At 55.1% G+C, this 26,009-nt stretch carries 19 protein-coding genes; 6 read left to right on the top strand and 13 right to left on the bottom strand.

The genetic code is table 11. The annotated features are described in order from the left end of the window. Positions 1–2: 2 nt before the first annotated feature. The 13 genes from LJN55_RS00565 to LJN55_RS00505 all read right to left on the bottom strand — a co-directional run bounded on the left by LJN55_RS00565 (position 3) and on the right by LJN55_RS00505 (position 20,286). On the bottom strand, positions 3–4,070 hold the full coding sequence (locus LJN55_RS00565) for a cellulose biosynthesis protein BcsC (RefSeq protein WP_227536436.1): 4,068 nt from the start codon (positions 4,068–4,070) through the stop codon (positions 3–5). Next, positions 4,070–6,565, bottom strand: a complete 2,496-nt coding sequence (gene bcsB / locus LJN55_RS00560; protein ID WP_133844612.1) for a cellulose biosynthesis cyclic di-GMP-binding regulatory protein BcsB — start codon at positions 6,563–6,565, stop codon at positions 4,070–4,072. Before bcsB ends, LJN55_RS00565 begins: the two co-directional genes overlap by 1 nt. Continuing rightward, on the bottom strand, positions 6,562–8,661 hold the full coding sequence (gene bcsA, locus LJN55_RS00555) for a UDP-forming cellulose synthase catalytic subunit (RefSeq protein ID WP_227535458.1): 2,100 nt from the start codon (positions 8,659–8,661) through the stop codon (positions 6,562–6,564). Before bcsA ends, bcsB begins: the two co-directional genes overlap by 4 nt. Positions 8,662–8,756: 95 nt before the next feature. Further along, entirely contained in the window at positions 8,757–9,554 is a 798-nt protein-coding gene (gene bcsQ / locus LJN55_RS00550; protein ID WP_133844616.1) for a cellulose biosynthesis protein BcsQ, read from the bottom strand. Beyond that, a complete protein-coding gene (bcsO, locus tag LJN55_RS00545) occupies positions 9,545–10,270 on the bottom strand; it encodes a cellulose biosynthesis protein BcsO (RefSeq protein WP_227535456.1) in 726 nt (241 codons plus the stop codon). Before bcsO ends, bcsQ begins: the two co-directional genes overlap by 10 nt. Positions 10,271–10,858: 588 nt before the next feature. Then, a complete protein-coding gene (dppF, locus tag LJN55_RS00540; RefSeq protein ID WP_159338348.1) occupies positions 10,859–11,860 on the bottom strand; it encodes a dipeptide ABC transporter ATP-binding subunit DppF in 1,002 nt (333 codons plus the stop codon). Further along, the gene (gene dppD, locus LJN55_RS00535; RefSeq protein WP_133844622.1) at positions 11,850–12,836 is read right to left on the bottom strand and encodes a dipeptide ABC transporter ATP-binding protein; all 987 of its coding nucleotides are present in this window, start codon (positions 12,834–12,836) and stop codon (positions 11,850–11,852) included. Before dppD ends, dppF begins: the two co-directional genes overlap by 11 nt. Positions 12,837–12,844: 8 nt before the next feature. Further along, positions 12,845–13,747, bottom strand: coding sequence for a dipeptide ABC transporter permease DppC (gene dppC, locus LJN55_RS00530; RefSeq protein ID WP_133844624.1), 903 nt, complete (start codon positions 13,745–13,747; stop codon positions 12,845–12,847). A 9-nt stretch (positions 13,748–13,756) separates the two neighbouring features. Continuing rightward, on the bottom strand, positions 13,757–14,776 hold the full coding sequence (gene dppB / locus LJN55_RS00525) for a dipeptide ABC transporter permease DppB (protein ID WP_133844626.1): 1,020 nt from the start codon (positions 14,774–14,776) through the stop codon (positions 13,757–13,759). A gap of 206 nt (positions 14,777–14,982) precedes the next feature. Then, positions 14,983–16,593: a dipeptide ABC transporter periplasmic-binding protein DppA gene (dppA, locus tag LJN55_RS00520; protein WP_133844628.1), complete on the bottom strand. Its 1,611-nt coding sequence runs from the start codon at positions 16,591–16,593 to the stop codon at positions 14,983–14,985. A gap of 717 nt (positions 16,594–17,310) precedes the next feature. Further along, positions 17,311–18,978, bottom strand: a complete 1,668-nt coding sequence (gene eptB, locus LJN55_RS00515) for a kdo(2)-lipid A phosphoethanolamine 7''-transferase (protein ID WP_227535455.1) — start codon at positions 18,976–18,978, stop codon at positions 17,311–17,313. 333 nt (positions 18,979–19,311) lie between these two features. Continuing rightward, on the bottom strand, positions 19,312–19,740 hold the full coding sequence (locus tag LJN55_RS00510) for an organic hydroperoxide resistance protein (protein WP_227535453.1): 429 nt from the start codon (positions 19,738–19,740) through the stop codon (positions 19,312–19,314). Positions 19,741–19,827: 87 nt separating this feature from the next. Then, a complete protein-coding gene (locus LJN55_RS00505; RefSeq protein WP_133844634.1) occupies positions 19,828–20,286 on the bottom strand; it encodes a MarR family winged helix-turn-helix transcriptional regulator in 459 nt (152 codons plus the stop codon). A gap of 63 nt (positions 20,287–20,349) precedes the next feature. On the opposite strand from LJN55_RS00505, the gene LJN55_RS00500 reads away from it, so the two are divergent. The 6 genes from LJN55_RS00500 (at position 20,350) to LJN55_RS00475 (ending at position 26,007) form a co-directional block, all read left to right on the top strand. Beyond that, on the top strand, positions 20,350–20,934 hold the full coding sequence (locus LJN55_RS00500) for an HD domain-containing protein (protein ID WP_227535452.1): 585 nt from the start codon (positions 20,350–20,352) through the stop codon (positions 20,932–20,934). Positions 20,935–21,063: 129 nt separating this feature from the next. Then, entirely contained in the window at positions 21,064–21,675 is a 612-nt protein-coding gene (locus tag LJN55_RS00495) for a hypothetical protein (protein ID WP_133844639.1), read from the top strand. A 162-nt stretch (positions 21,676–21,837) separates the two neighbouring features. Beyond that, positions 21,838–22,941 (top strand): ABC transporter ATP-binding protein, encoded by a 1,104-nt coding sequence (locus tag LJN55_RS00490; RefSeq protein ID WP_159338344.1) that lies wholly within the window; start codon positions 21,838–21,840, stop codon positions 22,939–22,941. A gap of 28 nt (positions 22,942–22,969) precedes the next feature. Further along, positions 22,970–24,250 (top strand): ABC transporter substrate-binding protein, encoded by a 1,281-nt coding sequence (locus tag LJN55_RS00485; protein ID WP_159338343.1) that lies wholly within the window; start codon positions 22,970–22,972, stop codon positions 24,248–24,250. A gap of 9 nt (positions 24,251–24,259) precedes the next feature. Beyond that, positions 24,260–25,171, top strand: coding sequence for a carbohydrate ABC transporter permease (locus LJN55_RS00480; protein ID WP_133844645.1), 912 nt, complete (start codon positions 24,260–24,262; stop codon positions 25,169–25,171). A gap of 8 nt (positions 25,172–25,179) precedes the next feature. Next, a complete protein-coding gene (locus tag LJN55_RS00475) occupies positions 25,180–26,007 on the top strand; it encodes a carbohydrate ABC transporter permease (protein ID WP_374760147.1) in 828 nt (275 codons plus the stop codon). Positions 26,008–26,009 lie beyond the last annotated feature (2 nt).

Here is a 26,009-nt window from a genome sequence, read left to right as displayed (position 1 = left end):
GCTTATTTGCCTCCCAGCATGTAGCGGAAGTAGAGCTGCGCTGTACTTTCGTTATAGTCGCCAAAGGTGTCATAGCCCAACTGACCGCCAATGGTAACGTCTTTGTTGATCTTGTAATCGGCACCCGCATGCAGGTTATAGCCGATGCCGCTTTTGCTGCCGCCGGAATATTGATCTTCTTTGCTATATCCGTCGTCAACAAGCTCTTTCAGCAATGCCTGGTAATCACTGTTATTCGGGAAATAATCGCTTTTATCCTGCGTATAGGACTGATAGCCCGCCGCGCCACCGATCTTCACGCTCAGGTCATCATAGGTCTGCGTAAACTCGACCGGGAACGACACGCTGACATAGTTCTGCGGGCTGAAGTAGCCGCCCTGGCCGTAGCTGTAATAACTGAGGTTTTTAGAGAAGTCCATCCAGCTCAAGCTAATACCGGTTTTCAGCTCGCGGTCATTAAAGTGGAACGGACGCACATAGGCACCGGCGTTCCCCACTAACGAGGTGTTGCTGGCGACGTTTTCACCGATATAGCTGTAACCGCCTGCGCCCACATAGAATCCGGCATCGCCATCATCATAACTTAACAGCGCGTTACCGCCGTTTTTGGTCACGCGACCCCAGCTCTTACCAGTGAACTTGTCTTTCACACCCACATAAGAGAGCAGGCTGTCGGTGACGGCACGGCGTTCACCGGTCAGAACCAGTGTCAGGTAGTCCGTCAGCTTCGGTGCCCACTTCACACCACCGACCAAAGTACTGAGATCCTGGCCCAGTGGCGTACTACCGATATCGATCTTGTAGCTATCCCCTGTTAACGCCAGGTTCAGTTCTACACCGCTTTCTGTCTGCGAATCACCCGTACCGTTCCCGTCGCTGTCAACATTAGGCTTATATGAAGACGCTGCCAGATATTTTTTTAGCTGTGAGAAATTATTAATATAAGCGAGATTATCTGCTCCGGTTGAGGTCAGCGGATTAAGATCATCAAACTTAACATCTTCAAGACGGCTAATAATTTCAGCACGATTCGCATACAGTTCAGGATTGGATGCCTGGAATTCTGTCAACTGAGTCGCCGTTAATTTTTCGAAGGCACCCTGCTCGCCAAGAATTGTGGTACGCAGGTTAGAAATACCCTGCTGGATCGCACCTGTTCCTGAACGGCGATAAGCATCCCCATCAGCACTACCCGCACTCAGCGTCATTGGCGTTACGGTAAACTCAAAACGCGCATCACCCAGCGGAGAACTTGACCACACCAGCGGGGCTTTGGCTTCGGTCAGCTTACTTAAGCCGTTTTCGCCGTCACGTCCACGGATCTGCACCCCCCCCTGCATCCAGGTTCCGGTATCTTTCGTCAGATCGTCCATCATGGTGTCGATCTGGTGCAGCGTCTGGTTCTGCTTGAGGGCGGCCTCTGAGCCACCGCCAACCACCGTCAGGCCGCCGCTAACACCCTCAATATCACGGTAGTCACGTGCATCCGGTGCCTGCTGCCAGGGCATGGTATTGCCATACACCGAAGGTGATTTGCGTACCGTTATGGTGGTGCGGTTGATAAACGGGTTATCAGATAACGTCAGCCCGCCAATACCGGCCGTGCTGCCCACGCTGCTGCCATCCAGGCCAATCATCTTGCCTTTCGCCGTGCGCAGGTAGCTCAGCGCCTGATTGTGGTCGCCTTCCGCTTCGGACACTCGCGCCAGCAGCAGCAGACGTTCCGGTGAAGGTTCACCGCGCAGGCCACTGGCCAGACCGCGTGCTTTTGGCACGTCATTCAGCGCCAGGGCAGTATTGATTGCCCCTTCGCGCGCGTCCTGGGTCTCGGTGTCGCGCGTCATCAGGTAGTCGTAAACCACCGCCGCTTCTTTGTTCATTTTGCCGGACTGGTACAGACGCGCCATCGCGAACATCAGATCGGTGTTCTGTGGATCTTTCTGCAGGGCGCCAATCAGCTTGTCGTAGGCCGCAGCATACTGTTTGCGTTCGCGCAGGTTATCCACTTCATTGATCACCCCGCCGTTACGCAGACCTGCCAGCTGTTCGCTGGTGCTGCGTGACTGCAATTCCGGGTTACTGAGGAAGGCCTGCCCTTCTGCGCCCAGGCCCGCCTGGTTCAGTACCGCCACCTGTGCCGCGTAGTCACCGGCATTACCCTGCACGCCGCGCTGCATATTCGCGCGCACCAGAGCCACCGCCGTGGACATATCGCCCGCCTGCGCCAGCCCTTTCGCCAAGTTACCCACATCGGCCGGGTTCTGTGGCGGGTTTGCCGCCAGCGCTTTCAGCGTATTCGCTGCCGCCGCATTCGAGCCCTGCGCCAGATACTGTTGAGCGACGGACATCTGTTGATTGAAGTTCACACGTTGCACCAGCGCACGCATATCAGCATTCTGGCTGCGAGCAGGAATGCGGGACAGCAGGCTCTGCGCCTGTGCCCAGGCACCGCTTTCGCTGGCAAACAGCGCAGCAGCATACACTTCATTGCTGCTGGCACCGTTACGGAAGGCAGGCTGCATCACACCCGATGCGGCGGCGGTATTGCCCTGCTGCTGATAAATACGCGCCAGATCGAGGCGCAACCAGCCGTCAGCCGGGAAGCGCTGCATGCCCTGTTGCAGGATGCTGATGGCGCGCTGTGGATTACCCGCAGCCAGCGCCTGTTTCGCTTCACGACGTACCGGCTCGCTGGTCGCCACCGGACGTGGGGTCACCGCTTCGCGCACGCTGGAAGGCAGCGAGGCCAGCAGCGTGTTGGCTTCGGCGGTATTGCCCTGCTGACGCAGCACATAGAACAGCCCTTCTTTCGCCGGGCGGTTATCTGCATCACTCGCCAGCACATCACGATAGCTCTGTGCGGCCTGATCCAGTTGATTATTACGGCGCAGCACGTCAGCGCGGAACAGCTTCGCCGCTACGCCTTTCTCGCCCGCCGCCTGCGTTAACGGTTCACTCAGGCTCAGCGCCTGGGCGCTGTCGCCGGATTTCATCGCCTGCTGCGCACTGGCTAGCTGACCGTAGAAACGGGCATCTGTTGCCTGCTGCTGGCGCTGCTCGCTGTTAGTACCACCCAGCTTCGCGGCACGATCCAGGTAATCAGCCGCTTTGGCGTAATTACCGCTGCGCTGCGCCACATAGCCGAGGCCGGCCAGCGCATCCGCATCTTCCGGGTTGGTTTGCAGGACCTGGTCGAACGCGGTTTGCGCACCCGTGACGTCGCCGCTGTTCAGTGCGTTAAAGCCCTGGCCTTTCGCTGCGCCGCCCACGTTTTTACGGAAGTAGTCCATCACCGTCTTATCCTGCGGATGACGTTGCTGGTAATTTTGGTACAGCGGGGCATCCCCGGCTTGCGGACCCAGCCAGAGCAGGGCCTGACGCAGAGAGCGGTCAGCATCGGCATTGCCGCCTGCCAGCCCTTCCAGCGTTTGCAGACCTTCACGGCGGGTCGCTTCCTGATAGGTTAGCGCTTTACCGAGTGCCAGCTTCGCGCCCGTATCCTGTGGATGCTGTGCTGCAAACTGGCGCAGGTTGTCTACCGCCTGCGGCAGCATGGCGCGGTCACCGGCCATTGTCAGGTAATACTCCGCCGCCACACTGGCAGGAGGCTCGGTGCCTTTAAAGGTATTACGCCAGGTCTGTAATGCGGCGGCGGTGTTGCCGCTGCGCGCCTGCTGACGTGCCAGCGACAGCTGCGCCGCCGGAATCGTTTGCAACTGGCGTGCGTTATCCAGCTCAGACAGACGCGAATCCTGCGGAGACACCTGACTCAGGCGTGCACGCCATTTAGCCGCCGCTGCCCCGTCACCGCTCTGCTGGGACCAGAGCGCCATCAGATACAGCGCCTGGGTGTTGTTGCCGTCCACCATCAGCACTTTGTTTAACGCATCACGCGCCAGCTCATCATGGGCTTTCTGATGCCAGTAGTTCGCCTGGTCAAACAGCGCCTGAATCGCCGGGTTACTCTCTGCGGCAAACAATGGGGATGCCATCACCGACAGCGCAAGCCCGCTGCCAATCATCCAGCAATGACGAATTCTGGCGGTTAAGGGAGTGAGTTTGGTTTTCATCATTCTTTTGTCTCGCCAGAGCTATTGGAATTATTATTCGGTTGCAGACGGCGCCGTGCATGGCGTTTCAGCAAGACATAGACACTCAGGCCCACCACCGTTGAACAGAACAGCGCCAGCAACGACAGCAATACCGCATGCTGGTTGGCATACCACACGACCATCATGTACCACGGCATCTGCCCGCTCGGGAACTGCGCGCCAACGCGGAAGCTGCGAATACCGTTTTCATCCGTAATGATCGCCGTATCGCCACGAATACCGGCGTTAATCCGCGATGAAGTCATGTCGGTATGCAAACGGGCCAGTTGGTTATCATCCGTTGCCACCGTCATGACCACGAGGCGGCTGCTGTTCCACGGTGAGCGATAGCTGATAAAGCCACGCCAGTCTTCATTTGACGAGAAGTAACGGTCAGCATCCAGCGTCTGGCGATACCAGTCACCCGTCAGCCAGCCACGCAGGTTATCCAGTATATTCGGGACTTTAACGCCCAGCGTATGGTTATTCAGCTCATACGGTGAACTCTCCAGCATCTCGCGGTTAAAGCTGGCCTGCGACAGCGTGGATACCGAGAGAATATCGCTGTTTTCCAGACGACCGCGCAGTGTGCCGGTCGTCGGAATACCAAACATCACGCTGTTCTGACTCAGCGCCGCACCCGTTGCATTACCCGAACGCCCTGCCATATCCAGCAGCGTGCTGATTTCAGCATCGGTTGGGTTTGAGGGCAGCAGCAGCACCGTCTGCGAATAGTCAGCCAGACGCGAGAACGGGAAAGAGGCACCCACGAAGTAAGAGAGGTTCGGCAACAGCGTAAAGTGACGGGTATGACTCAGATCGATAAACGAATCATCCTCAATCCGGCTCTTAATGTTGTTATTGGTCAGCACGCTACAGGGGGCGCTGGCCTTGGGTTTGATGTTGAAATAGAGCTGCATCTGGTTGTCGCCGTAAATCAGGTACGGGTCCAGTCTCAGACTGTATTTCTCCTGACGTGCATCGCCGCCAAGGCGATGCCAGATGTTCTCCAGCAGGCCCACTTTGTTCACCGTCAGGTTACGCAGGAAGGTGCCGTTTAGCGTGACGTTGAGCAGGGAACGATCTTCATCAATCCAGCTTTCTGACGGGAAGCGATAGTTCAGCTGCACCGGAATGCTGTCACCGTCCCACAGGAACAGATCTGGCGCGGCGCGGAAGTTAACGCGCAGCGCATCGTGCCAGAGGCCGGTGGTGGTCAGGTTCTGATCTTTACGCAGCAACTCGCTCAGGCGAACCGGGCGGTCGGTATTAATCCAGCGTGGCGCATCGTAAGGCTGACGAAGCGGCATACTCTGCGGAGACACGGCCAGCGTAGACTCATCCACGCTGAGGGGTTGGATCAGTCGCCAGGTCGCCTGACGCAGCTGGTCGTCGGTTTTCCCGATAATCAGCAGCAGTTTATAGACCGGGTTATCCGGGTTATTCACGATTTGCAGTGACGGACCTTCGCTGTCCGGTAACGTCAGGCTGCCAATTTTCTCGCCGGGGTGACCAAACACCACGCCGTTTTTCTCGGGCAGTTGTCCACGAATCACCGGGAAGTTGATGCCGCGATAGTCTGCCTGAATCCCCATCCAGGATGACAGGATCGCCGCTGCACTGACTTCACCTGGCGTCACATTTTCGCCGAAGATCATGGCAACGCTGGACGGACTCATCCGCAGGGGATCAATAAACGGACGTGGGAAATTACGCAGGCTGGTGCCGATGTTCAACTGCTGGCCTTCCAGCGACAGCGTGGTTTTCGGCAGGATTGTCACCTGATACAGCTGATCGCTATCGCGCTCACAGATTAACTGGTCTGCATCGTTAACTTTGAAGCTCAGGTTATTGCTCGATACCACCATCGCAGCGGGAATATCCAGCTGATAATCTTCGCTGGCACGGTCGGACGCACTCAGTGGCAAGGTGCCCAGTGGCTGACCGTTCAGCATCAGTTGCAGCGAGGTGTTACGCGCTGCCAGTGCCTGTGACACTTTCAGCGACAGGTTCAGACGCGCATTGGTGATGACTTCATCCGTCGGCAGTGTAAAGACGATGCCTGACTGCAACTGTCCGCCGGTCAGTGTAATACCCTGCGTCTGGCCCATCTGCGCCACGCTGACCGTACTGGTCAGCGGCTGGTTGAGCATCACCGTTTCTGCTGGCGCCGCATCGTCCATCACCGGGGCCGGTAACGGTGGCAGGCCCGCAGGCAGCCCCTCATTAGTCCCCGGCGGCAGTGCGGCTTCTTCGCCCGCAGGTAAGTCGCCTTCCGCAGCAGCGGCAGGCTGATCGTTTTCTTGTAACTCAGCAGACGGTGCAACAGGTTCCGCCGCCGCACCGACATCGGCCGGCGGCGGAATATCAGACAGCGCGCTGCTGTCCTGGGTCACGCTGGTCGGATCGGCCTGAACACTGCCCAGGGTAAGCGCTGTACTCAGGCACAGTGCGCGCAGTAATAAATGCTTCATGCCACACTATCCTCTTCCGCTTGTGCCAGACGTTTTTTCTTGGCACGACGGTCTTTCCACGTTAGCCAGAACAGTTCAAATACCGTACGAATAATGGTTAACAACGAACGCAGCGGATTATCTTTACGTCCTTCCGGCTGAATCCATGCATCGGCACGCGACAGCACCACACGCACCAGTTCACGGCGGCGCGACAGCGGCATTTCGTGGAATTGCAGACGGATGACGTCATCTTCAGCACCGATAAACTGCGCAGGGATGGAGATCACACCGGATTGCAGGATGACATCAATCGCTTCAATCTCATCGTTTTCATGACGCTGGTCCGGGGCCTGAATCTGCGCCCCCCCCATCGACAGGTTGATGGTGGTGGCCCGCGAAGAGATGCCGCTGGCGTAATGCACTACGACCGGCAGACTGACATCAATACGGATGGTTTTACGCACCTGCTTGGTCTCACGCGCAACGGCGATGGCGGCCATCAGAATAATCAGGCTGAAGAAAGCCCAGCCGACGTTTAGCGCAATCACGTAAGGGTCAACGCCAAAGTAATCATGGGCGGTAGCGCGGATGATACCGCTGACCACACCCACTAGCAGCAGCAGGGCGCAGATCACATGTGGACGAACGATGTTAAAGTCGAAGAAACCGACATCCAGCAGGCCGCCTTTATCCGTCACGTTAAACTTACCGTGCTTCGGTGAAATCATGGTCAGGAAGGTCGGGATCACCAGATGGAATGCCATCACCGTTTCGTATATCTCCCCCCAGAAGGTGGCACGGAAGCGACCATTCATTCGGGAGTTAACATACAGCGACATCACCAGATGCGGCAGCACATAAGCAAAGATCAGGCTGGCTGATGAGTGAATAATGTTCAGGTTAAACAGCAGGTAGGCCAGCGGTGCCGTCAGGAAGATGACGCGCGGCAGACCAAACTGGAAGTGCAGCATGGCGTTGAGATAGCACAGACGCTGCTGCCATTTCAGACCCCGGCCCAGCAGTGGGTTATCGACGCGGAAAATCTGCGTCATGCCCCGCGCCCAGCGGGTACGCTGAACAATATGCAGGCCCAGACGTTCGGTCGCAAGACCGGCCGCCAGCGGGATTGCCAGGAAGGCAGAGCCCCAGCCCAGACGCTGCATTTTCAGCGCGGTATGCGCATCTTCGGTGACGGTTTCAACCGCAAAGCCGCCAATCTCTTCCAGCGCTGAACGGCGGATCACCGCACAGGAACCGCAAAAGAAAGTCGCGTTCCAGTTATCGTTACCCTGCTGTACCGGGCCGTAGAACAATGCGCCTTCGTTAGGAATGTCACGCGCGGCTTTGAGGTTGCGTTCAAACGGGTCTGGTGAATAGAAGTAGTGAGGCGTTTGCAGCAGCGCCAGCTTTTCATCTTTCAGGAAGGCACCCACGGTCGCCTGGAGGAAAGTACGGGTCGCGACGTGGTCACAGTCAAACACGCAGATCAGTTCACCTTTGGTGATTTTCATCGCGTGGTTGAGGTTACCGGCTTTCGCATGGCGGTTATCATCACGGGTGATGTAACCCACGCCCACATCGGCGGCAAAGCGGGCAAACTCGCTGCGCTTACCGTCATCAAGCAGATAAATTTTAATCTTATCGCGCGGGTAGTCGATGCACTGGGCGGCCAGCACGGTATCACGCACCACATCCAGGCTTTCGTTATAGCTGGGGACGTAAACATCCACGGTTGGCCACAGGCTGACATCGTCCGGCATTGACTCAATAGTACGTTTAAGCGGCCATGAGGTTTGCAGATAACCGAGGATTAATATCAGCCAGACATAAAGTTCGGCAATAAATAACCCGATACCGAGAATAGCTTCTACTTCAGAATTAAAATGCAGCGTTTCCGTTGCGCGCCAGTAAATATAACGCGTAGACATCATTGCGGAGAGAATCACCATCACCAGCGAGATTTTTTTGCTCTTACTGATCCCTAATAAGAACAGGATCGCGATAGAGATTAAGCCGAAAATATATTGTTTCTGACTATCCATCGGCGTGATGATGATCACTGCGGCTAAGGGGGAGAATATCAGCAGCAGCAGATAAAACATGACTTTATTCATAAGTCATCCTGAATACGGATTGTTATAGTTCGTGGCAGCCCCAAATAATCGGACCGCGCGTCTTCAGGCATCCCTGCCTGGCAATATTCCGGCGGTTAGCGGGACTTTAGCGGGGCGTGCATTTCACCGTCACCGACTTTGATGTCAAGCAACGCGGCAAGGCGTTTACCGATCAGCTCAATGTCAAATGCCGCGGCAGAGACCGGGCTAAAATCAAAAATAGACTGCTGGGAAGCATTGGCTTCCGCCACGCTTTCATCGCGGTTGACGACGCCCATCAGCTTGTCGCCGAGGCGTTGCTGCATGAAAGCGGTAACATCCCGGCTGATATTGCGGCGGCTATCGCTTTGATTAAGAACGAAATAATGACCATCACGGTGGTTGAGTGGGCCACCAATCATTTTCTCATTTTCAATTTGTGGTAACAGAGACAGTGAGGCCGTGTCTGCCAGCATAACCACTAAATGCATATCGGCCAGTGCGGCCATAGCTTTAAGGGCCGGACCCGGACCCGGAGGGAAATCAGCGATGATCACCAGCCCGGGATAGTTCAGGACCGTATGCAGACCACGCGCAAGAAAGTTAGAATCCTTGGTTAAATTCTCTTCGAATTCAACACGTTGCTCTTCTGTCGCCTCGCCATAAGGCAGAACAAAAATATTGCCACCCGTGGTAAGAATGGACTGACTCCAGTCAGAAGATTCGGCGGACTTCGCCACAAAACCACGGCTATCGGCCAGCGGAACACCAAAGTGCAGGCGCAGCGCATTTTGCACGTCAAAATCGATCGCCAGCACCTTACTGCCGCCACGAGCGAGGGCGTGAGCAAGGTTGGCTGCCATGGTGGTTTTACCCACACCGCCTTTAGGGGAGCAAACACAAACTAACGGCATGAGGCAATTTTCTCCAGCAAGGGATGTAACAACATATCTTTCGGAAGTGCAGCGGAGCCCGGCGCGGCTGCCGTGCTAAACAACTGTTTGTAGCTCACATTCGCCGGTGCTTCGACAGCAGGCGAATGTGCCGGCATAACGGATTGAGCGTCAACAGCCTGCGGTACGTGAGCAGTGCCGGCCTGGAACACTGGCTGTGCCGGAACGACAGCGGCTGGCTGTGGTGCAGGCGCGGTACTGACGGCCAACTGCGCTAATAGTGAGCTACCGGATACCGCCGTTTGCTGTGCAACCGGCATGGCGCGCAGCGGAGCAGGCTCGGCTGCCGGTGCCTTAACCGTCGTGGGTTCAACCGCTTCAGCAGGCGCAGCGGCAGGCTGCAACGAGGCCGAAATACTGTCGAGCAGCGAGGCGCCAACACGATCTGAAGCGCCCGGCGTGGCAGGCACAAAGGACTGAACCGGCAGCGATGATATAGCCGGCGCGTTTTCCACCGATGACGATGTAAAAGCAGCAAAATCAACCGGTTGAGGAACAGCCCGATCAATACGCTGACTGTTATCCAGCACCGACCCTGCGCCCTCATTCAGCAACTGTTTGATGATGGCCCAATTGGTGGTTGTCGAGTTCAGCGTTTGCTCAGACATATCTTTGAATTCAATGTGGTTTGTTTGCGTTTTTTCCTTAAAACGCTGCAGGTCATCATAACTGTTCATATGTCTGATCGCGCAAGGTGGATGATTTCGCGGCAATATAACATACATTTTTAAATAGTTCAGACTATTCTCATATCATAGAAGAAACACTTTTAATGAGCTAATAACCTGAAATTTAATAAAAAAATATAATTACATAAGTGATATATCAGCCGGGTGATTATTTGTCTTAATCGTCTATTTATGACATTTTGATGTGAGCTATTTCGCGAAAATGAAATACCCTGCTAACTCTTACTCTTTCATAGCGGTTCATTTACCTCTGTAATATTCTTTCCAGTACATCGTTTTTTCTCTTTTCGCGTACAGGCTACCTAACCTACTGAAAAGATACGTCTGTTGCGCGTGTTCTGCTCATTTCTGAGCACCTGGACTTAGAATCGATACATTAGCCTGCTTTTCATACAGCATAGCAGTACTTCATGAATCTCGTATTTCTCTTAAGCATTTCATCCGGCTTATGAGTAGAGGCATCTGAAAAATAAGAAGGGAAAAGACTGGTTGGGGCGGCGGCGCCCGGTCGATAGCGGGCGGGAAATGCAAAATGGCCCTTCCGGAGAAGAGCCATTTTCAGGGTAGCCAGATAGGTCAGGCCTGACTGTTTTCGTCCTGCTCCACGGCAAAGCAGGCTACCTGTTGTGCGCCGAAGGTTTTCAACTGCGGTTGCAGCTGCACGCAAGTGCCAAACTGGCGGCGGCAGCGTGCGTTAAACGCACATCCCGGCGGCGGATTCAGCGGGCTTGGCAGCTCACCGGTCAGTTTAATACGCTCACGCCGCTCATCCGGGTTGAGACGTGGCGTCGCTGACAGCAGCGCCTGAGTGTAAGGATGGCGCGGATTGGCGAAGATCTCTTCTTTACTCCCCTTCTCCACACAGCGGCCCAGATACATCACCATCACCTCATCCGCGATATGTTCCACCACCGACAGGTCGTGGGAGATAAACACGTAAGAGAGGCCGAGGTCCTGCTGCAGGTCCATCATCAGGTTCAGCACCTGCGCACGCACCGACACGTCGAGCGCTGATACCGGTTCATCGGCAATCAGCACGTCCGGGTCCAGCATCAACCCGCGTGCGATAGCAATACGCTGACGCTGGCCGCCTGAGAACATATGTGGGTAGCGATCATAATGTTCGGTTTTCAGGCCAACCTTCGCCATCATCTCCAGGGTTTTCTCCCGGCGCTCGGCGCGCGTAAAGTCCGTATTAATCAATAACGGTTCTTCGAGGATCTGACTGACCTTCTTACGCGGGTTCAGAGAACCGTACGGGTTCTGGAAAACGATCTGGATTTTCTGGCGACGAAGCTTTTGCGCCTGCGGGTCATGCTTCAGCAGATCCTGCCCCTGATAGAACAGCTGACCTTCCGTTGGCGTTTCAATCATGGTCAGCAGACGGCCGAGCGTTGATTTTCCGCAACCGGACTCCCCCACCACGGCCAGCGTTTTGCCCCGTTCCAGATCGAACGAGACACCATCCAGCGCTTTGACCAGACGCTCCTGACCAAACAAGCCTTTTTTAACCGGATAGTGCTTTTTCAGATCGATCGCCTGCATCAGCAGCGTCGATTTATCGTGTTCAGGCTTCATAAGTGGGCCTCCCGGCATCATCCAGTGGGAAATGACATTTGGACTGACGCCCGGCAATATCACGCAGTGGCGGTTCCTCGCTGCGGCAGCGATCTTTGGCATACGGGCAACGCGGGTTCAGCAGGCAGCCATTCGGGCGATCATACTTGCCGGGTACCACCCCCGGTAACGAGGCGAGGCGCGCTTTATCCGCCGCGAACTCAGGCAGCGCACGCAGCAAGGCCTGGGTATAAGGATGGCGCGGGGCTTTAAAGATATCTACCGCCTTGCCGGTTTCCACCACCTGACCTGCGTACATCACGATAATGTGCTGCGCGGCTTCCGCCACCAGCGCCAGATCGTGTGTAATCAGGATCAGCGCCATATTCTCCTGGCGTTGCAGGTCAAGCAGCAGCTCAATGATCTGCGCCTGAATGGTCACGTCGAGCGCCGTGGTCGGCTCATCAGCAATCAGCAGCTTAGGTCGGCAGGCAATCGCCATGGCGATCATCACGCGCTGGCTCATCCCCCCCGAAAGCTGATGCGGATACACATCAAGGCGCGACGACGGGTCAGGAATACCAACCTGGTTGAGCAGGTCGATAGCACGCTGACGTCGGGTACGTTTGTTGCCGCCCTGATGCACCTTGATGGCTTCCATAATCTGGAAACCCACGGTGTAGCACGGATTGAGGCTGGTCATCGGGTCCTGGAAAATCATCGCAACGTCGGAGCCCACCAGCTGACGGCGCTCTTTTTCCGAAATGCGTTTCAGGTCGCGCTGGTTAAACACCAGGTTGTCTGCCATGACTTTGCCGGGGTAATCAATCAGCCCCATGATCGCCAGCGAACTGACGGACTTACCGGAGCCGGACTCACCGACAATACCCACTACCTGCCCCTGCTCAACCTGGTAGCTGATGCGGTCGACGGCGCGGAAAGGTGCTTTTTCGTCACCGAAATGCACCGAAAGCTTATCTACAGTTAAAAGTGCCATCTCGCTGCCTACTGTTTGAGTTTCGGGTCAAGAGCGTCGCGTAAACCATCGCCCATCAGGTTGAATGCCAGTACCGTCAGCAGAATGGCAACACCCGGGAAGGTGACCACCCACCAGGCACTTTGCGCAAACTGCAACACGTCGGAGAGCATGGTGCCCCACTCCGGTGTTGGTGGCTGCGCACCCATACCCAGGAAACCCAGCGCGGCCATATCGAGGATCGCGTTGGAAAAACCGAGAGACGCCTGCACGATCAGCGGTGCCAGGCAGTTTGGTAAAATATTGACGAACATCTGACGTACAGCTCCGGCCCCGGCCACGCGGGAGGCGGTCACATAGTCGCGCGTCACCTCCACCAGCACCGCCGCACGGGTCAGACGGATATAGTGCGGCAGAGCAACGAAGGTCAGCGCTATCGAGGCGTTAACAATCGATGGACCAAAGATCGCCACCAGCACCAGCGCCAGCAGCAGGCTTGGCAGCGCTAGCATAATATCCACCAGACGCATAATCGCCGCATCCACGGAACCGCCAACGTAGCCAGCAATCAGGCCGAAAATGACGCCGAAGATCAGGGACAATACCACCACCAGACAGCCAACCAGCAGCGAGAGACGGGCGCCGTACATCAGGCGCGACAGAACGTCACGGCCAACATCATCCGTGCCGAAAACATACTGCCAGCTGCCCCCTTCTTGCCAGGCTGGCGGACGCAGTAACGCATCGCGGAACTGCTCAGCAGGCGCGTGGGGCGCCAGCACGTTGGCAAACACCGCGATAATAATCATCAGTACCACGTAAACCAGGCCAATCACTGCACCTTTATTACGCTTAAAGTAGTGCCAGAATTCCTGTAACGGGGTCATCGGCTTGGGTGCAGCGTTGACGCTGCCTGGATCCACAACAGACATGTTGGCCCCTTATTTCTTGTGACGGATGCGTGGGTTAACCACACCGTAAAGCACGTCGACCAGCAGGTTGACGAAGATAATCAGCGTGGCCACCATCAGCACCCCACCCTGAACCACCGGATAGTCGCGGCGCTGAAGTGCGTCGATTAACCAGCGCCCCAGGCCTGGCCAGGAGAAGATGGTTTCCGTCAGGATGGCACCCGCAAGCAGCGTACCGACCTGAAGACCAATCACCGTGACCACCGGCAGCATGGCGTTACGTAACGCATGCACCACAATCACCCGCATCGGCGTCAGCCCTTTGGCACGTGCAGTACGGATATAGTCTTCGCCGAGCACTTCCAGCATCGCCGAGCGCGTCATACGCACAATCACGGCCAGCGGAATGGTCCCCAGCACAATGGCGGGCAGGATCATATGCATCACAGCATCTTTGAAATCACCGGGTTCGCCCCAGATCAGGGTATCAATCAGCATAAAGCCGGTGAGCGGCATGGTGTCATCAAGAAACACCGTATCGCCAATGCGCCCGGACACCGGGGTCAGATTGAGCTGCACCGAGACCAGCATGATCAGCATCATGCCCCACCAGAAGATCGGCATGGAGTAACCGGTCAGGGAGATGCCCACCGCCGTGTGGTCAAAAATGGAACCGCGTTTAACCGCAGCCAGCACGCCCACCGGGATACCGACGGCAACGGCAAACAGCATCGCGCAGATACCCAGCTCAAGCGTGGCCTTAAAGCGCGGGACGAACTCTTCCCACACCGGGACACGGCTTTTCAGTGAGATGCCGAGGTCACCATGCATCACGCCTTTGATATAGGAGAGATATTGCTGCCAGAGTGGCTGATCCAGACCGAGCTGGGCCATCAGCTGTGCATGACGTTCAGGGGAGATACCGCGCTCGCCCACCATGATCATCACCGGGTCACCGGGGATCATATGAACAAACGCGAAGGTTAACAGGGTGATACCGATAAACGTTGGGATGACAAGCCCCAAGCGTCGGAGTATGAACTGCAGCATATTCCGCATTCTCTATTAGTTCCTGCCAGCCGTAACCAACAGGATTATTATTGCTCACATCTTGCGCGCGAAAATCCTCAGGGGACATCCACCCGCGACGCAGCGAACCGCGCCTTGACGACCTTTTTGCTTCCTGGCAAGAAGGGTCAGGCATGCCTGACCCCTACAAATAATGATGTGGGACGGGTCAGTCCCGTCCCTGAACACTATTCCTGGATATCAACCTGAGCGAAGTAATGCCCGCCTAACGGATCAACAACATAGCCTGACACTTTCTTACTCACTGGCTCGTAGACCGTAGAGTGCGCGACAATCAGCGCTGGTGCCTGGTCATGCATCACAACCTGAGCCTGTTTGTACAGCTCGATACGTTTGTTGTGGTCGTCGGTGGCACGTGCTGGCTGGATCTGATCTTCAAACGGCTTGTAGCACCAGCGTGAATAGTTCGAGCCATCTTTCGCGGCTGCACAGCTGAACAGGGTGGCGAAGAAGTTATCCGGGTCCCCATTGTCGCCGGTCCAGCCCATCATGACGGTCTGGTGTTCACCGGCTTTAGCACGCTTCAGATACTCGCCCCACTCGTAGGTGACAATCTTGGCTTTCACACCAATTTTCGCCCAGTCGCTCTGAATCATTTCAGCCATACGACGTGCGTTCGGGTTGTACGGACGCTGTACTGGCATCGCCCACAGATCGATAGCGAAGCCGTCTGCCATACCGGCATCTTTCAGCAAGGCTTTAGCTTTGACCGGATCGTACGGATAGTCCTGAACGGCATCGTTGTAGCCCCACATGGTCGGTGGGATCAGGTTTTTCGCTTCCTGGCCCGCCCCCTGGTAGACCGCTTCGATGATCGCTTTCTTGTTCACTGCCATGGTCAGCGCCTGACGAACTTTCAGGTTATCCAGTGGCTTTTTCTCAACGTTAAACGACAGATAACCGACGTTCAGACCTGGCTGCTCCAGCAGGTTGATGTTTTTATCCTGCTTCATGCGTGCAATATCAGCCGGGTTCGGGTACGGCATCACCTGACATTCGCCTTTCTGCATTTTGGCGTAACGTACGGAAGCGTCTGGAGTGATGGAGAACACCAGGCGATCAATTTTCGGTTTAGTACCCCAGTATTCCGGGTTGGCTTTGTACAGAATGCGCGAATCTTTCTGGTACTGCTGTAACTGGAACGGGCCCGTACCGACCGGGTTAAGGTCCAGTTTTTCCGGCGTACCGGCTTTCATCATATTGTCAGCGTATTCAGCCGACAGAATGGAGGCGAAATCCATGCCCAGGTCGGCCAGGAACGGCGACTCAGGACGGGTCAGCTCGAAACGTACAGTAGAGTCATCCACTTTCACGATTTTGCTGATCAGGTTCGGCATGTCCATGCCTTCGAAGTATTCGTAGCTGCCGCCAGACACGCCGTGATACTTGTTATTTTTATCCAGCTGACGTTCAAAGGTGAATACCACGTCATCGGCATTAAAGTCGCGCGTCGGTTTAAAGTCTTTGGTGGTCTGCCACTTCACGCCTTTACGCAGGTGGAAGGTGTAGGTTTTACCGTCAGCACTCACATCCCATTTTTCTGCCAGCGCAGGATGTAATTCGGTGGTACCAATGGTGAATTCCACCAAACGGTTATAGATCTGACGCGAGCTGGCGTCATAGGTGGTGCCAGAGGTGAATAACTGCGGGTTAAAACCTTCAGGCGAACCTTCAGAACAATACACCAGGGTCTTCGCCTGAACACCTGTAGCCATTAACAACGCGATCGCGCTGAGACCGACTTTCAGCATCCCGGATTTAGCCAGGGAAATACTCATGCTTATGCTCCAATAGTGATGTGATGTTGTTGTGTGCATACCCGACTTACTGTTTTTGGCAGAAAGAGGAGTAGTTACGCCGGCCGATAATTTTTTTGAGTGGCCTGTGCGTGGTGCCTTGCGGCATCAGTCAATCTGACGGGATGTGGAGACGTTCTGACGATGCAGAAACTATCAGAAAAATCCCCTTACCTTTTGTACTGAGGCTTCAATTTGTCAATTGTTTCAGGGAACGTCAATACAAGCGTAGGGTATTTACTCAGAGTGTGAGAAACAGCAAGCAAATATAAAAAAAACAATTTAATAACATTTTCAGCATAAACCGTTATTAAGTGTGATGACTGCCACATTAAACCCTGGGTTAGTGACAGGGCTCCAGAACATCGCGCCGAAAAAAAACCCACAAAATAATCCACAAACAACCAACTTTCACCCGATAAAATGGGCTATATGGCTAAATTATAGATAAAAATGCTGCAACGCTAAGATAAGAAACAGGCAACAAGTCACATTCAGTCATAAGAAAAACGCGTTGCGAATTAAGTGGCAATACAGGCGGGATAAGGATTTATGCGGTTTTATGGGAATTGATTTGCAAAAAAGGGGGGCTGTTCAGAGGTTGAGCGGCAGCAGATTATTCGGTTGGATGATGGCAAACGTAGGGCGAGGCATGCCTCGCCCAGGTCAGGGTCAGGCATGCCTGACCCCTACGTTTGTTTATGGTTTAGCACACCAGTTGTTGGCCGGATTTATTCCACCATTGGGAGAAGTATAGCCGAGGCATCCCATGATGGTGTCAAACAGCTCCACGTGGCGGTGCGTCTTGCCCGCTTTCTGCTCAGCCTGCAGGCGCTCAAACGCGCTCTTATTGGCCGGGTCTGCCAGGTATTTATCCGACGCCCAGACAATCATCGGCACACGGAACTGCTCCGGCGGCGCCATATTGCGTGGCGTACCGTGCAGGTGCATGTTTTCGCTGATGGACTCACCATGATCGGCGGCGTAAAACACAATCGCTTTCTTATCACGCAGCTGGTCAAACACGCTGTCCAGCATCGTATCAACATACAGAATGGAGTTATCGTAAGCGTTAATCAGCATCGCTTTACTGCAGGTATCATCCACGCCCATGCACTCAGGCTGGTAGCGAGCGAATTCACGCGGATAGCGCTGAGAGTAAAGATAGTGAGAGCCTTTAGTATGCAGGATCACCAGGTGCTTACCTTTCGGGTGGTCGTCAATCGACGATTTCAGCTCCGGGATCAGCAGCATATCGTCCACGGATTTCCCCTGGTTACGCTTCTCTGAGCCAATCTGTTCGCGGAAGGCATAGCTGTCAGCATTGGTGTTGTTGTAGAACCACACCTCACTCTGCATGGCGTACAGATCCGAACTGAAGCCCAGCGATTTCAACACCGAAAAGACATTTTGCTCTTTCAGCGTGCGTCCCGGGTTATCCATCGTTCCCCCTTCACGCACAAACATGCAGCGCAGGGAGAGTTTCGTGGAGGTATCACAGGACTCACCGCGGAACGCCACCAGGTTCTTCTCTTTTGACAGCTTTGGCGTGTTGTCACGCTCATAGCCCAGCAGCCCCATATGATCCCAGCGGGTGGTTTCACCAATCACGAACACGACATAGGTATCATCCAGCCCTTCAGGCGCCTTATAGGTAAAGTTTTTTGCCGGATCGAACAGATCATCGCTGTCCATTTTTTCGTCATAGCTGGTGTAGGCAAACAGCCCGACCGCTGTGAGCCAGTTGGACGGCAGGTAAGAGTGCGCCACCACCCCGCCATAGCTCGGCAGGTCAACGTTGGTCAGCTTCTCATTGGCACTCTGCACCTTATCGAAATAGCGAATAGGGCCCCAGGTCAGCAGCAGCGCCAGCAGCAGCGTCAGTAATGGCTTGATGCGCTGGCCGGGCGTTTTAAGCTGCTCCAGCAGCGTCATGCGCAGGCTGCTCCACCATATCAACGCCAGCGGGATCAGACTGACCAGTACCATCCACAGGACAAAGTGATAACCCACCACTTCTTTAGACAGGTCGGTATCGGTGGTCATCACGGAAGCGACAATGCCGTAGCCAATAACGACATTAAAGAAAGCCATGTAGTAGCTGGCTGAGACAGAGATCAGCACCAGCAGGCTGGCGGTAACGCGCCAGAACATTTTTCCACCCAGCGATAGCAGACGTAACAGGAAGAAGGTCAGCAGGATCGCCGCCATCCCTTCTGCCAGTGCTGAAAGCCATTGCATCATTTCAAACTTAGCGAGGAAGGGATCAAATCGACGATAAAATACCGGAAGATTTAAAAACAACCCGATGTAGACAGCCAGCAACAGCGACAACTTTTGCTGGGTAAACAATTTAATAGAATTCATTCGACCTTAATCCTGGCGTAACCTAAACAATTGCTAACACGATCTGAACGCTAATCAGACCCTGGTACGGCGTCAGAGTTCGGACGCAATACCGATAAACCTTAAGGCCGTCCATAACCAGAGGAATCTGATGATAAATGAGGGGTAACAATCCTTCGCAGGGGGCGTAGTTAAACACACTCAGCAGGGTTAGTCTGTGAGGATATGTAATTTCGGCATTTTACGTATCATTGAGAGGAAGGTGCGGAATCGTGCCGCGAACGGTATGCAAGAGTGTGGGATCAGATACAGCAGGAATGACGATAACCGGGGCGACAGCCCCGGTCAGACGGCTTAGTTGATAATATTCAACGTCACGTCAATATTGCCCTGGGTGGCATTGGAGTAAGGGCAGACGATATGGGCGGCATCGACCAGCTTTTTCGCCTCAGCACTGTCCATGCCCGGCAGATGAATGTTGAGGGTCGCTTCAATGCCAAAGCCCGTCGGCAATGGACCAATACCTACTTCCCCTTCAACAAACGCCTCTTTTGGTATAGCGAACTTGTCACGCCCCGCCACAAACTTCATCGCTCCGAGGAAGCAGGCAGAGTAACCCGCCGCGAACAGCTGCTCAGGGTTAGTGACATTGCCACCTGCGCCGCCCATCTCTTTCGGCAGGCCCAGCTGGATATCCAGCACGCCATCGGAAGAAGTAGCGCGGCCTTCACGGCCACCGGTGGCTTTTGCTTTTGCACGGTATACAACTTTTTCTAACGACATGGTGTGTTTCCTTTTTTATTTTTCACGCGATTAAATCGCACACTATTTATATTAATAAAGCTTTTTGACTCAAAGAACAAGGGCAGATTAGCCGTTCAGATTATTGCGCAGAATTTCCAGTTCGCCTTTTAGCGACTGTAATTTTTCCATCTCACAGGACGTAGCACCGATCACTGATTCAGGGATAGCCCGCGCCTGCTGGCGTAGTTCATGTCCTTTATCCGTCAACGTCACCACCACCTGACGTTCATCTTTACGCGAACGCAGACGGTGCAGCAGCCCGGCAGTTTCCAGACGTTTCAGCAGCGGTGTCAGGGTTGCAGAGTCAAGGAACAGCCGCTCACCGATCTCCGACACCGTGACGTCATCCCGCTCCCACAGCACCATCATCACCAGATACTGGGGATAGGTGATATCCAGCGGGGCCAGCAGCTGCCGGTAGATCTTATGCAGCGCCAGGTTAGCGGAGTAGATCGCGAAGCACAGCTGCCGGTCGAGCAACAGTGGCGCATCCGCCGCTTTTTTGTCATCTTTATCTGTAGTCATGAAAAATAATATAGATAGCGCACTATACAATTGCAAGCGACTTTACAGGCAGGGAGAAAAACGATGCAAACTCTGGAAGAACGGGCGCAGCGCTACGCCAGCAAAGCCCATGCCGCAGCAGATCAACGCCGAAAATACACCGATGAGCCTTATATCGTGCATCCCGCTGCAGTGGTCGAACTGGTGCGTAGCGTCAGTGACGATGAAGAGATACTGGCTGCGGCCTGGCTGCACGATACCGTTGAAGACACCAGCAGTACGCTGGAGGATATCCGCACCCATTTCGGCGAGCGGGTGACATCGCTGGTTGAAATGCTGACCAACCAGGGTGCCGTTGCCGGACAAAACCGCACCGCACGTAAGCTGGCCCATTTTCGCCATACTCAACAGGCCTCGGCTGACGCGCAGACCATCAAGCTGGCGGATATTATCGATAATACCCGCTCAATTATTCATTTTGATCCGCATTTTGCCCGCGTCTATCTGATTGAAAAACGGGTGCAAATCCGTCTGCTGACCGCAGGGCATGCCACCCTGCACCAGATGGCCGATCAGGTTATCGAACAGGGGATTGCGCAGCTTGGTCAACCTCCCCATAACGTTCCCGCCAGCTGGTTTGAACAGCAGGAGAAAAAATACCATCCATAACAATTAGTTGAATTAAAAAAATGCAAATTACATGTCATTATGTGCTCTATATAAGACAACCGCATAAAATGACCAGTTCTGTTATGGAACATCCCTATCATTGCCCCCCAATATTGACCGGGGGGTAACATGTCGACTGATTTATCGATTATAAAAAATAAGATATTCACATTTTTAGGCGCTGCTTTGTTTCTTGGCATGATGATGGGGTTGCTCTTTGCTGACGTCGTCTGGATGAATAATGCCGTCCATGAAACCTCATTGACTGAAATGGCGCAGGAAATCATGCTGGCAGTCATTGCCTGCCTGTTTTTTCATCGCGCCTGGCGTTCTCCGGCGCAGCGGCCGGTGATGATTCTGGTTGCCGGGTTCTTCAGTTGCATGCTCATTCGTGAGCTGGATTTTTTGTTTGATACGATCAGACACGGCTGTTGGCTCTGGTTTGCCCTTGCGGTGACCCTGGCCTGCGTGGCAGTCGCGCTGCGTAACCCACGTAGCATCATCCCGGGTCTTGCCGCCTTTGTGAGCCAACCGGCATGGGGTCTGTTGTCTGCCGGGATGCTCACGATCCTGGTCTTCTCACGCCTGTTCGGTATGCACGAACTCTGGGAACATCTGATGCTGGATGGCTATAACCGCACGGTGAAAAACATGGCGGAAGAAGGCAGCGAACTGTTGGGGTATTCACTTTGCCTGTTTGCGACTTTCGGCTACTTATGTCAGGAAAAACGCCGCGTCTGAACCTGTCGTCCCGTCAGTGTCCTGCTGACGGGACGCTACTGCGGCGTCCCCCTGCCCGGCGTCAGCGATCCCCGTCTTCTAAGCGTCATCCTGCGTTAATAAAAAGTTCATTCAGTCCCGCTAGCTTAGGCCCACTTCTTATTGCAAAGACGCACAGCTGGCATGAGTTATCTCTCTCTTCACCATATTCACAAAGCCTGGGGCACCAAAACCGCGCTGAACGACATCAGTTTTGAGGTGGCAGAGGGTGATTTTATCGCGCTGCTCGGGCCTTCCGGCTGTGGCAAATCGACCATGCTACGCACCATTGCCGGGCTGGAATCGGCCGACAGTGGCGCGATCTATTTCCAGCAGTCCGATGTGACAGCATTGCCGCCTTCACAGCGCAAACTGTCGATGGTGTTCCAGTCTTACGCGCTGTTCCCGCATCTGAATGTGCGGGAAAATCTGCTGTTCGGGCTGCGCGCCCGGGGTGAAGATAAGCGTCATTTTCCCTCACGTCTGGCCGATGTCAGCCGCCTGATGGAGCTGGAACCGCTGCTCGACCGTCTGCCGTCCCAGCTTTCCGGCGGGCAGCAGCAGCGCGTGGCGCTGGGCCGTGCCGTGATCGCCAACAATAAACTGTGCCTGATGGATGAGCCGCTTTCCAACCTCGATGCCAAACTGCGCCAGAGCATGCGCCGCGAGATCCGCGCCATTCAGAAAAAGCTCGGCCTGACGATGCTTTACGTGACCCACGATCAGACCGAAGCAATGAGCATGGCCGATAAAATTATTCTGCTGAATGACGGCAACATCGAACAGCACGACACCCCGGATAACCTCTACAACAACCCGGCCACGGTATTTGCTGCGCAATTTATCGGAGCCCCGCCGATGAACATCATCCCGCTGCGCCGTGAAGGCAACCATCACTACCTGGGCGAGATGCCGATCCCGGTGGTGCAGTACGGCGTTGAAGCCGGATTGAGCCTCGGATTGCGCGCCGAGGATATTCAACTGACCTCAGCCGAACACGCCGCTCTGACTGCCCGTGTGCTCAGCTACGAATACATGGGCGCAGACACGTTGCTGGTCTGCCAAATCGCCGCCTGTCAGGAGCCAATTACCGTCAAAGTGGCCGGCATGAGGCGCTTTAGCGAGCACAGCCAGGTCGGGCTGCAATGGTCTGCGAGCAAACACTATTTCTTTGTCAGCGCCAGCGGCAAACGCTGTTACGGCGCGGAACAGAACGTTTTACCGTCAGAACAAAAATATGCTGTTTAACCACTCTTTTATCGCTCAAGGGAAAACCATGTCTCCAGTTCTCCGTTTCTCACGCCTGACGTCTGTCCTGTTACTTTGTGCTGCCTCGTCTGCTTTCGCGGCCGACCCTGTAAAACTTCAGATGTATTACCCGATTGCCGTGGGGGGCAAAATCAGCCACACCGTCGATACGCTGGTCGCTGACTTTGAAAAACTGCACCCGGATGTCAGCATTCAGCCTGTTTATACCGGTGACTATGCCACGACAGTGACCAAAGCCCTGACAGCGTTTCGCGGCGGCAATGCGCCACAGCTGGCCGTGATTGGGGATATCGAAGCCTATTCGTTGATCGACGCCGGTGCGATTACCGCGGCCAGCGACCTGGCGAATGATGCCGATGGCAAAAAGTGGATTGAAGGATTCTACCCGGCATTCCTGCGCCATATCGAAGGCAAGGTGTGGGGCATCCCGTTCCAGCGTTCCACCGTAGTGATGTACTGGAACAAACAGGCGTTTGAGAAAGCCGGTCTGGACGGCGAAACCCCACCCGCTAACTGGCAGCAGGTGGTCGACTTCGGTAAAAAACTGGTGGTGAAAGACGACAAAGGCGTCAGCCAGTGGGGCATTGAGATCCCGTCCACGCCGAACGGCTACTGGAACTTCCAGGGTCTGGCGGCCACCAACGGCAGCCGCCTGGATAACGGCAAAGGCACAGCCGTGGCCTTTAATACCCCGGCCAACGTCGAAACCTTGCAGTGGCTGACCAACCTTGGGCAGAAAGAGGGCGTGTCGCCGAAAGGCGCAATTGCCTGGAGCACCACACCTCAGGACTTTATCAGCGGCAAAACCGCCATGATGGTGACCACCACCGGTAACCTGACCACCGTGCGTGACAACGCCAAATTCCCGTTCGGCGTCGCCATGCTGCCGGAGAAAACCCAGCGCGGCAGCCCGACCGGCGGCGGTAACCTCTACGTGTTCAAAAATGCCACTCCTGAGCAGCAAAAAGCCGCGATGACATTTATTCGCTGGGTATCAGCACCTGAGCAGGCCGCTCGCTGGAGTATCGCCACCGGCTACGTGGCAACCTCACCTGCCGCATGGGACACCACGGTGATGCAGGATTACGTCAAACAGGTGCCACAGGCGCTGGTCGCGCGTGAGCAGCTGAAATATTCACAACCGGAACTCTCGACCTACAACAGCGTGCAGATTCAGGATGCCCTGAACCATGCGGTTGAAGCCGCCGTCACTCAGGAGAAAACCCCTGAGCAGGCGCTGGAGTCGGCTCAGAAGCAGGCTGACCGCTTGCTGAAACCTTACCAGTAACGGACACCTATGCGCTCTCTTCACACTCTGGCACCGGCTGCCCGCAATCGGGGTCTGTCAATGCAGATTTATGGCTACCTGCTGCTGTTACCGGCACTGGGGTTTCTGCTGACGTTTACCCATTATCCGGCGGTGGCCACGATGTGGGAGAGCCTGTTCTCTGCGGCGCGCAACGGGCATCCGGCCCGGTTCGTCGGGCTGGATAATTACGCCGCACTGCTGGATGACGACATTTTTATGCTGTCGCTGCGTAATAACCTGTTGTATGCCGCGGTCACGATCCCGCTGGCGGTGGGGCTGGCCCTGCTGATGGCGCTGGCGGTGAATCGCCGCCTGCGCGGCAGCGCGCTGACTCGCGCCGCTTTTTTTATTCCTTCACTGCTGCCGATGATTGCCATCGCCAACCTGTGGCTGTTTTTCTACACGCCCCAGCTCGGCCTGCTCAACCAGCTACTGGCGCTGTTTTCGCTGCCGCCCGTCAACTGGCTGGGGGACCCCGACAGTGCGCTCTGGAGCCTGATGGCCGTTTCCGTCTGGCGTGAGGCCGGGTTCTTTATGATTTTCTATCTGGCGGCATTGCAGCAGATAGACCCGCGGCTGAGTGAGGCGGCAGACATTGAAGGCGCCTCACGCCGCTATTTCTTCCGCCGCGTGCAGTGGCCATTACTGATGCCCACCACGCTGTTTATTTTGATCAATGCCTCGATGAACGCGTTCCGCATCGTCGACCAGGTGATCGCCATGACCAACGGTGGACCGAATAACAGCAGCAGTCTGCTGCTCTATTACATCTACCGTACCGCTTTCAGCTTCTGGGATTTACCGGCCGCTTCCGCCATGACCGTGGTGTTGCTGGTGATCCTCGGCGCGATTGCTTTAATCAAATTCCACCTGCTGGATAAGCGAGCGCATTACCAATGAGCCTGACCATGACGCTTCCCGCACGGTCGTTTTCGCTGGGCCGTCTGTGCCTGAATCTGGCGATCTGGCTGGCCGCCCTGCTGTGGTTTCTACCGATTCTGGTGGCCGTTTGGGTTGCCATTCATCCTGCATCGGATCAGGGCACCTTTGTGCTGTTCTCCCCGCTGACATTGCAGAACTTTATCGATGCCTGGCACGCCGCACCGTTCGCCCGCTATTTCCTCAACACTACGCTGCTGGTGCTGATGATTGTGATCTGCCAGCTGGTGCTGGCGACAATGGCTGCCTATGCGCTGGTCCGTTTTCGCCTCAAGTTCTCCGGTCTGCTGTTTGCCCTGATCCTGCTACAGCTGATGATCAGCCCCGACGTGCTGATCCTCAACAATTACAAAACCGTGGGCGCGCTGGGGCTGCGCGACACACTGTGGGGCATTGCACTGCCCTATCTTGCTTCGGCCTTTGCTATTTTCCTGCTGCGTCAGACGTTTAAAAGTATTCCTCTGGTGCTGGAAGAAGCGGCGATCGTTGAAGGTGCCAGCCGCTGGACCATTCTGCGCCGTATTTATGTGCCGCTGGCCAAACCGGTGTATATCGCGTTTGCGCTGGTGTCGATCAGCTTCCACTGGAACGATTTCCTCTGGCCGCTGGTGATCACCGACTCGGTCAACGTGCGGCCCATTACCGTCGGTTTGCAGCTGTTTTCCGCCCCGGAACAAGGGGTACAGTGGGCGCTGGTCGGGGCCGCAACGCTGATGACGTCATTGCCGTTGCTGGTGCTGTTCCTGATTTTCCAGCGTCAGTTTGTTCAGTCGTTTATGCGTGCCGGCATCCGCTAACG

It is taken from the genome of Erwinia rhapontici (assembly GCF_020683125.1).
Classification (GTDB): Bacteria; Pseudomonadota; Gammaproteobacteria; order Enterobacterales; family Enterobacteriaceae; genus Erwinia; species Erwinia rhapontici.
The sequence above is the reverse complement of the archived record's forward strand: the minus strand, read 5'-3'. Positions and strand labels throughout refer to the sequence as shown.

Coding starts and splice junctions, on each gene's coding strand:
- dppB (WP_133844626.1), bottom strand. CDS start 14,776: ATGCTGCAGTTCATACTCCGACGCTTGGGGCTTGTCATCCCAACGTTT.
- bcsB (WP_133844612.1), bottom strand. CDS start 6,565: ATGAAGCATTTATTACTGCGCGCACTGTGCCTGAGTACAGCGCTTACC.
- LJN55_RS00490 (WP_159338344.1), top strand. CDS start 21,838: ATGAGTTATCTCTCTCTTCACCATATTCACAAAGCCTGGGGCACCAAA.
- LJN55_RS00495 (WP_133844639.1), top strand. CDS start 21,064: ATGTCGACTGATTTATCGATTATAAAAAATAAGATATTCACATTTTTA.
- dppF (WP_159338348.1), bottom strand. CDS start 11,860: ATGAAGCCTGAACACGATAAATCGACGCTGCTGATGCAGGCGATCGAT.
- LJN55_RS00510 (WP_227535453.1), bottom strand. CDS start 19,740: ATGTCGTTAGAAAAAGTTGTATACCGTGCAAAAGCAAAAGCCACCGGT.
- eptB (WP_227535455.1), bottom strand. CDS start 18,978: ATGAATTCTATTAAATTGTTTACCCAGCAAAAGTTGTCGCTGTTGCTG.
- dppD (WP_133844622.1), bottom strand. CDS start 12,836: ATGGCACTTTTAACTGTAGATAAGCTTTCGGTGCATTTCGGTGACGAA.
- bcsA (WP_227535458.1), bottom strand. CDS start 8,661: ATGAATAAAGTCATGTTTTATCTGCTGCTGCTGATATTCTCCCCCTTA.
- LJN55_RS00505 (WP_133844634.1), bottom strand. CDS start 20,286: ATGACTACAGATAAAGATGACAAAAAAGCGGCGGATGCGCCACTGTTG.
- bcsQ (WP_133844616.1), bottom strand. CDS start 9,554: ATGCCGTTAGTTTGTGTTTGCTCCCCTAAAGGCGGTGTGGGTAAAACC.
- dppC (WP_133844624.1), bottom strand. CDS start 13,747: ATGTCTGTTGTGGATCCAGGCAGCGTCAACGCTGCACCCAAGCCGATG.
- LJN55_RS00480 (WP_133844645.1), top strand. CDS start 24,260: ATGCGCTCTCTTCACACTCTGGCACCGGCTGCCCGCAATCGGGGTCTG.
- LJN55_RS00500 (WP_227535452.1), top strand. CDS start 20,350: ATGCAAACTCTGGAAGAACGGGCGCAGCGCTACGCCAGCAAAGCCCAT.
- LJN55_RS00475 (WP_374760147.1), top strand. CDS start 25,180: ATGACGCTTCCCGCACGGTCGTTTTCGCTGGGCCGTCTGTGCCTGAAT.
- bcsO (WP_227535456.1), bottom strand. CDS start 10,270: ATGAACAGTTATGATGACCTGCAGCGTTTTAAGGAAAAAACGCAAACA.
- LJN55_RS00565 (WP_227536436.1), bottom strand. CDS start 4,070: ATGAAAACCAAACTCACTCCCTTAACCGCCAGAATTCGTCATTGCTGG.
- LJN55_RS00485 (WP_159338343.1), top strand. CDS start 22,970: ATGTCTCCAGTTCTCCGTTTCTCACGCCTGACGTCTGTCCTGTTACTT.
- dppA (WP_133844628.1), bottom strand. CDS start 16,593: ATGAGTATTTCCCTGGCTAAATCCGGGATGCTGAAAGTCGGTCTCAGC.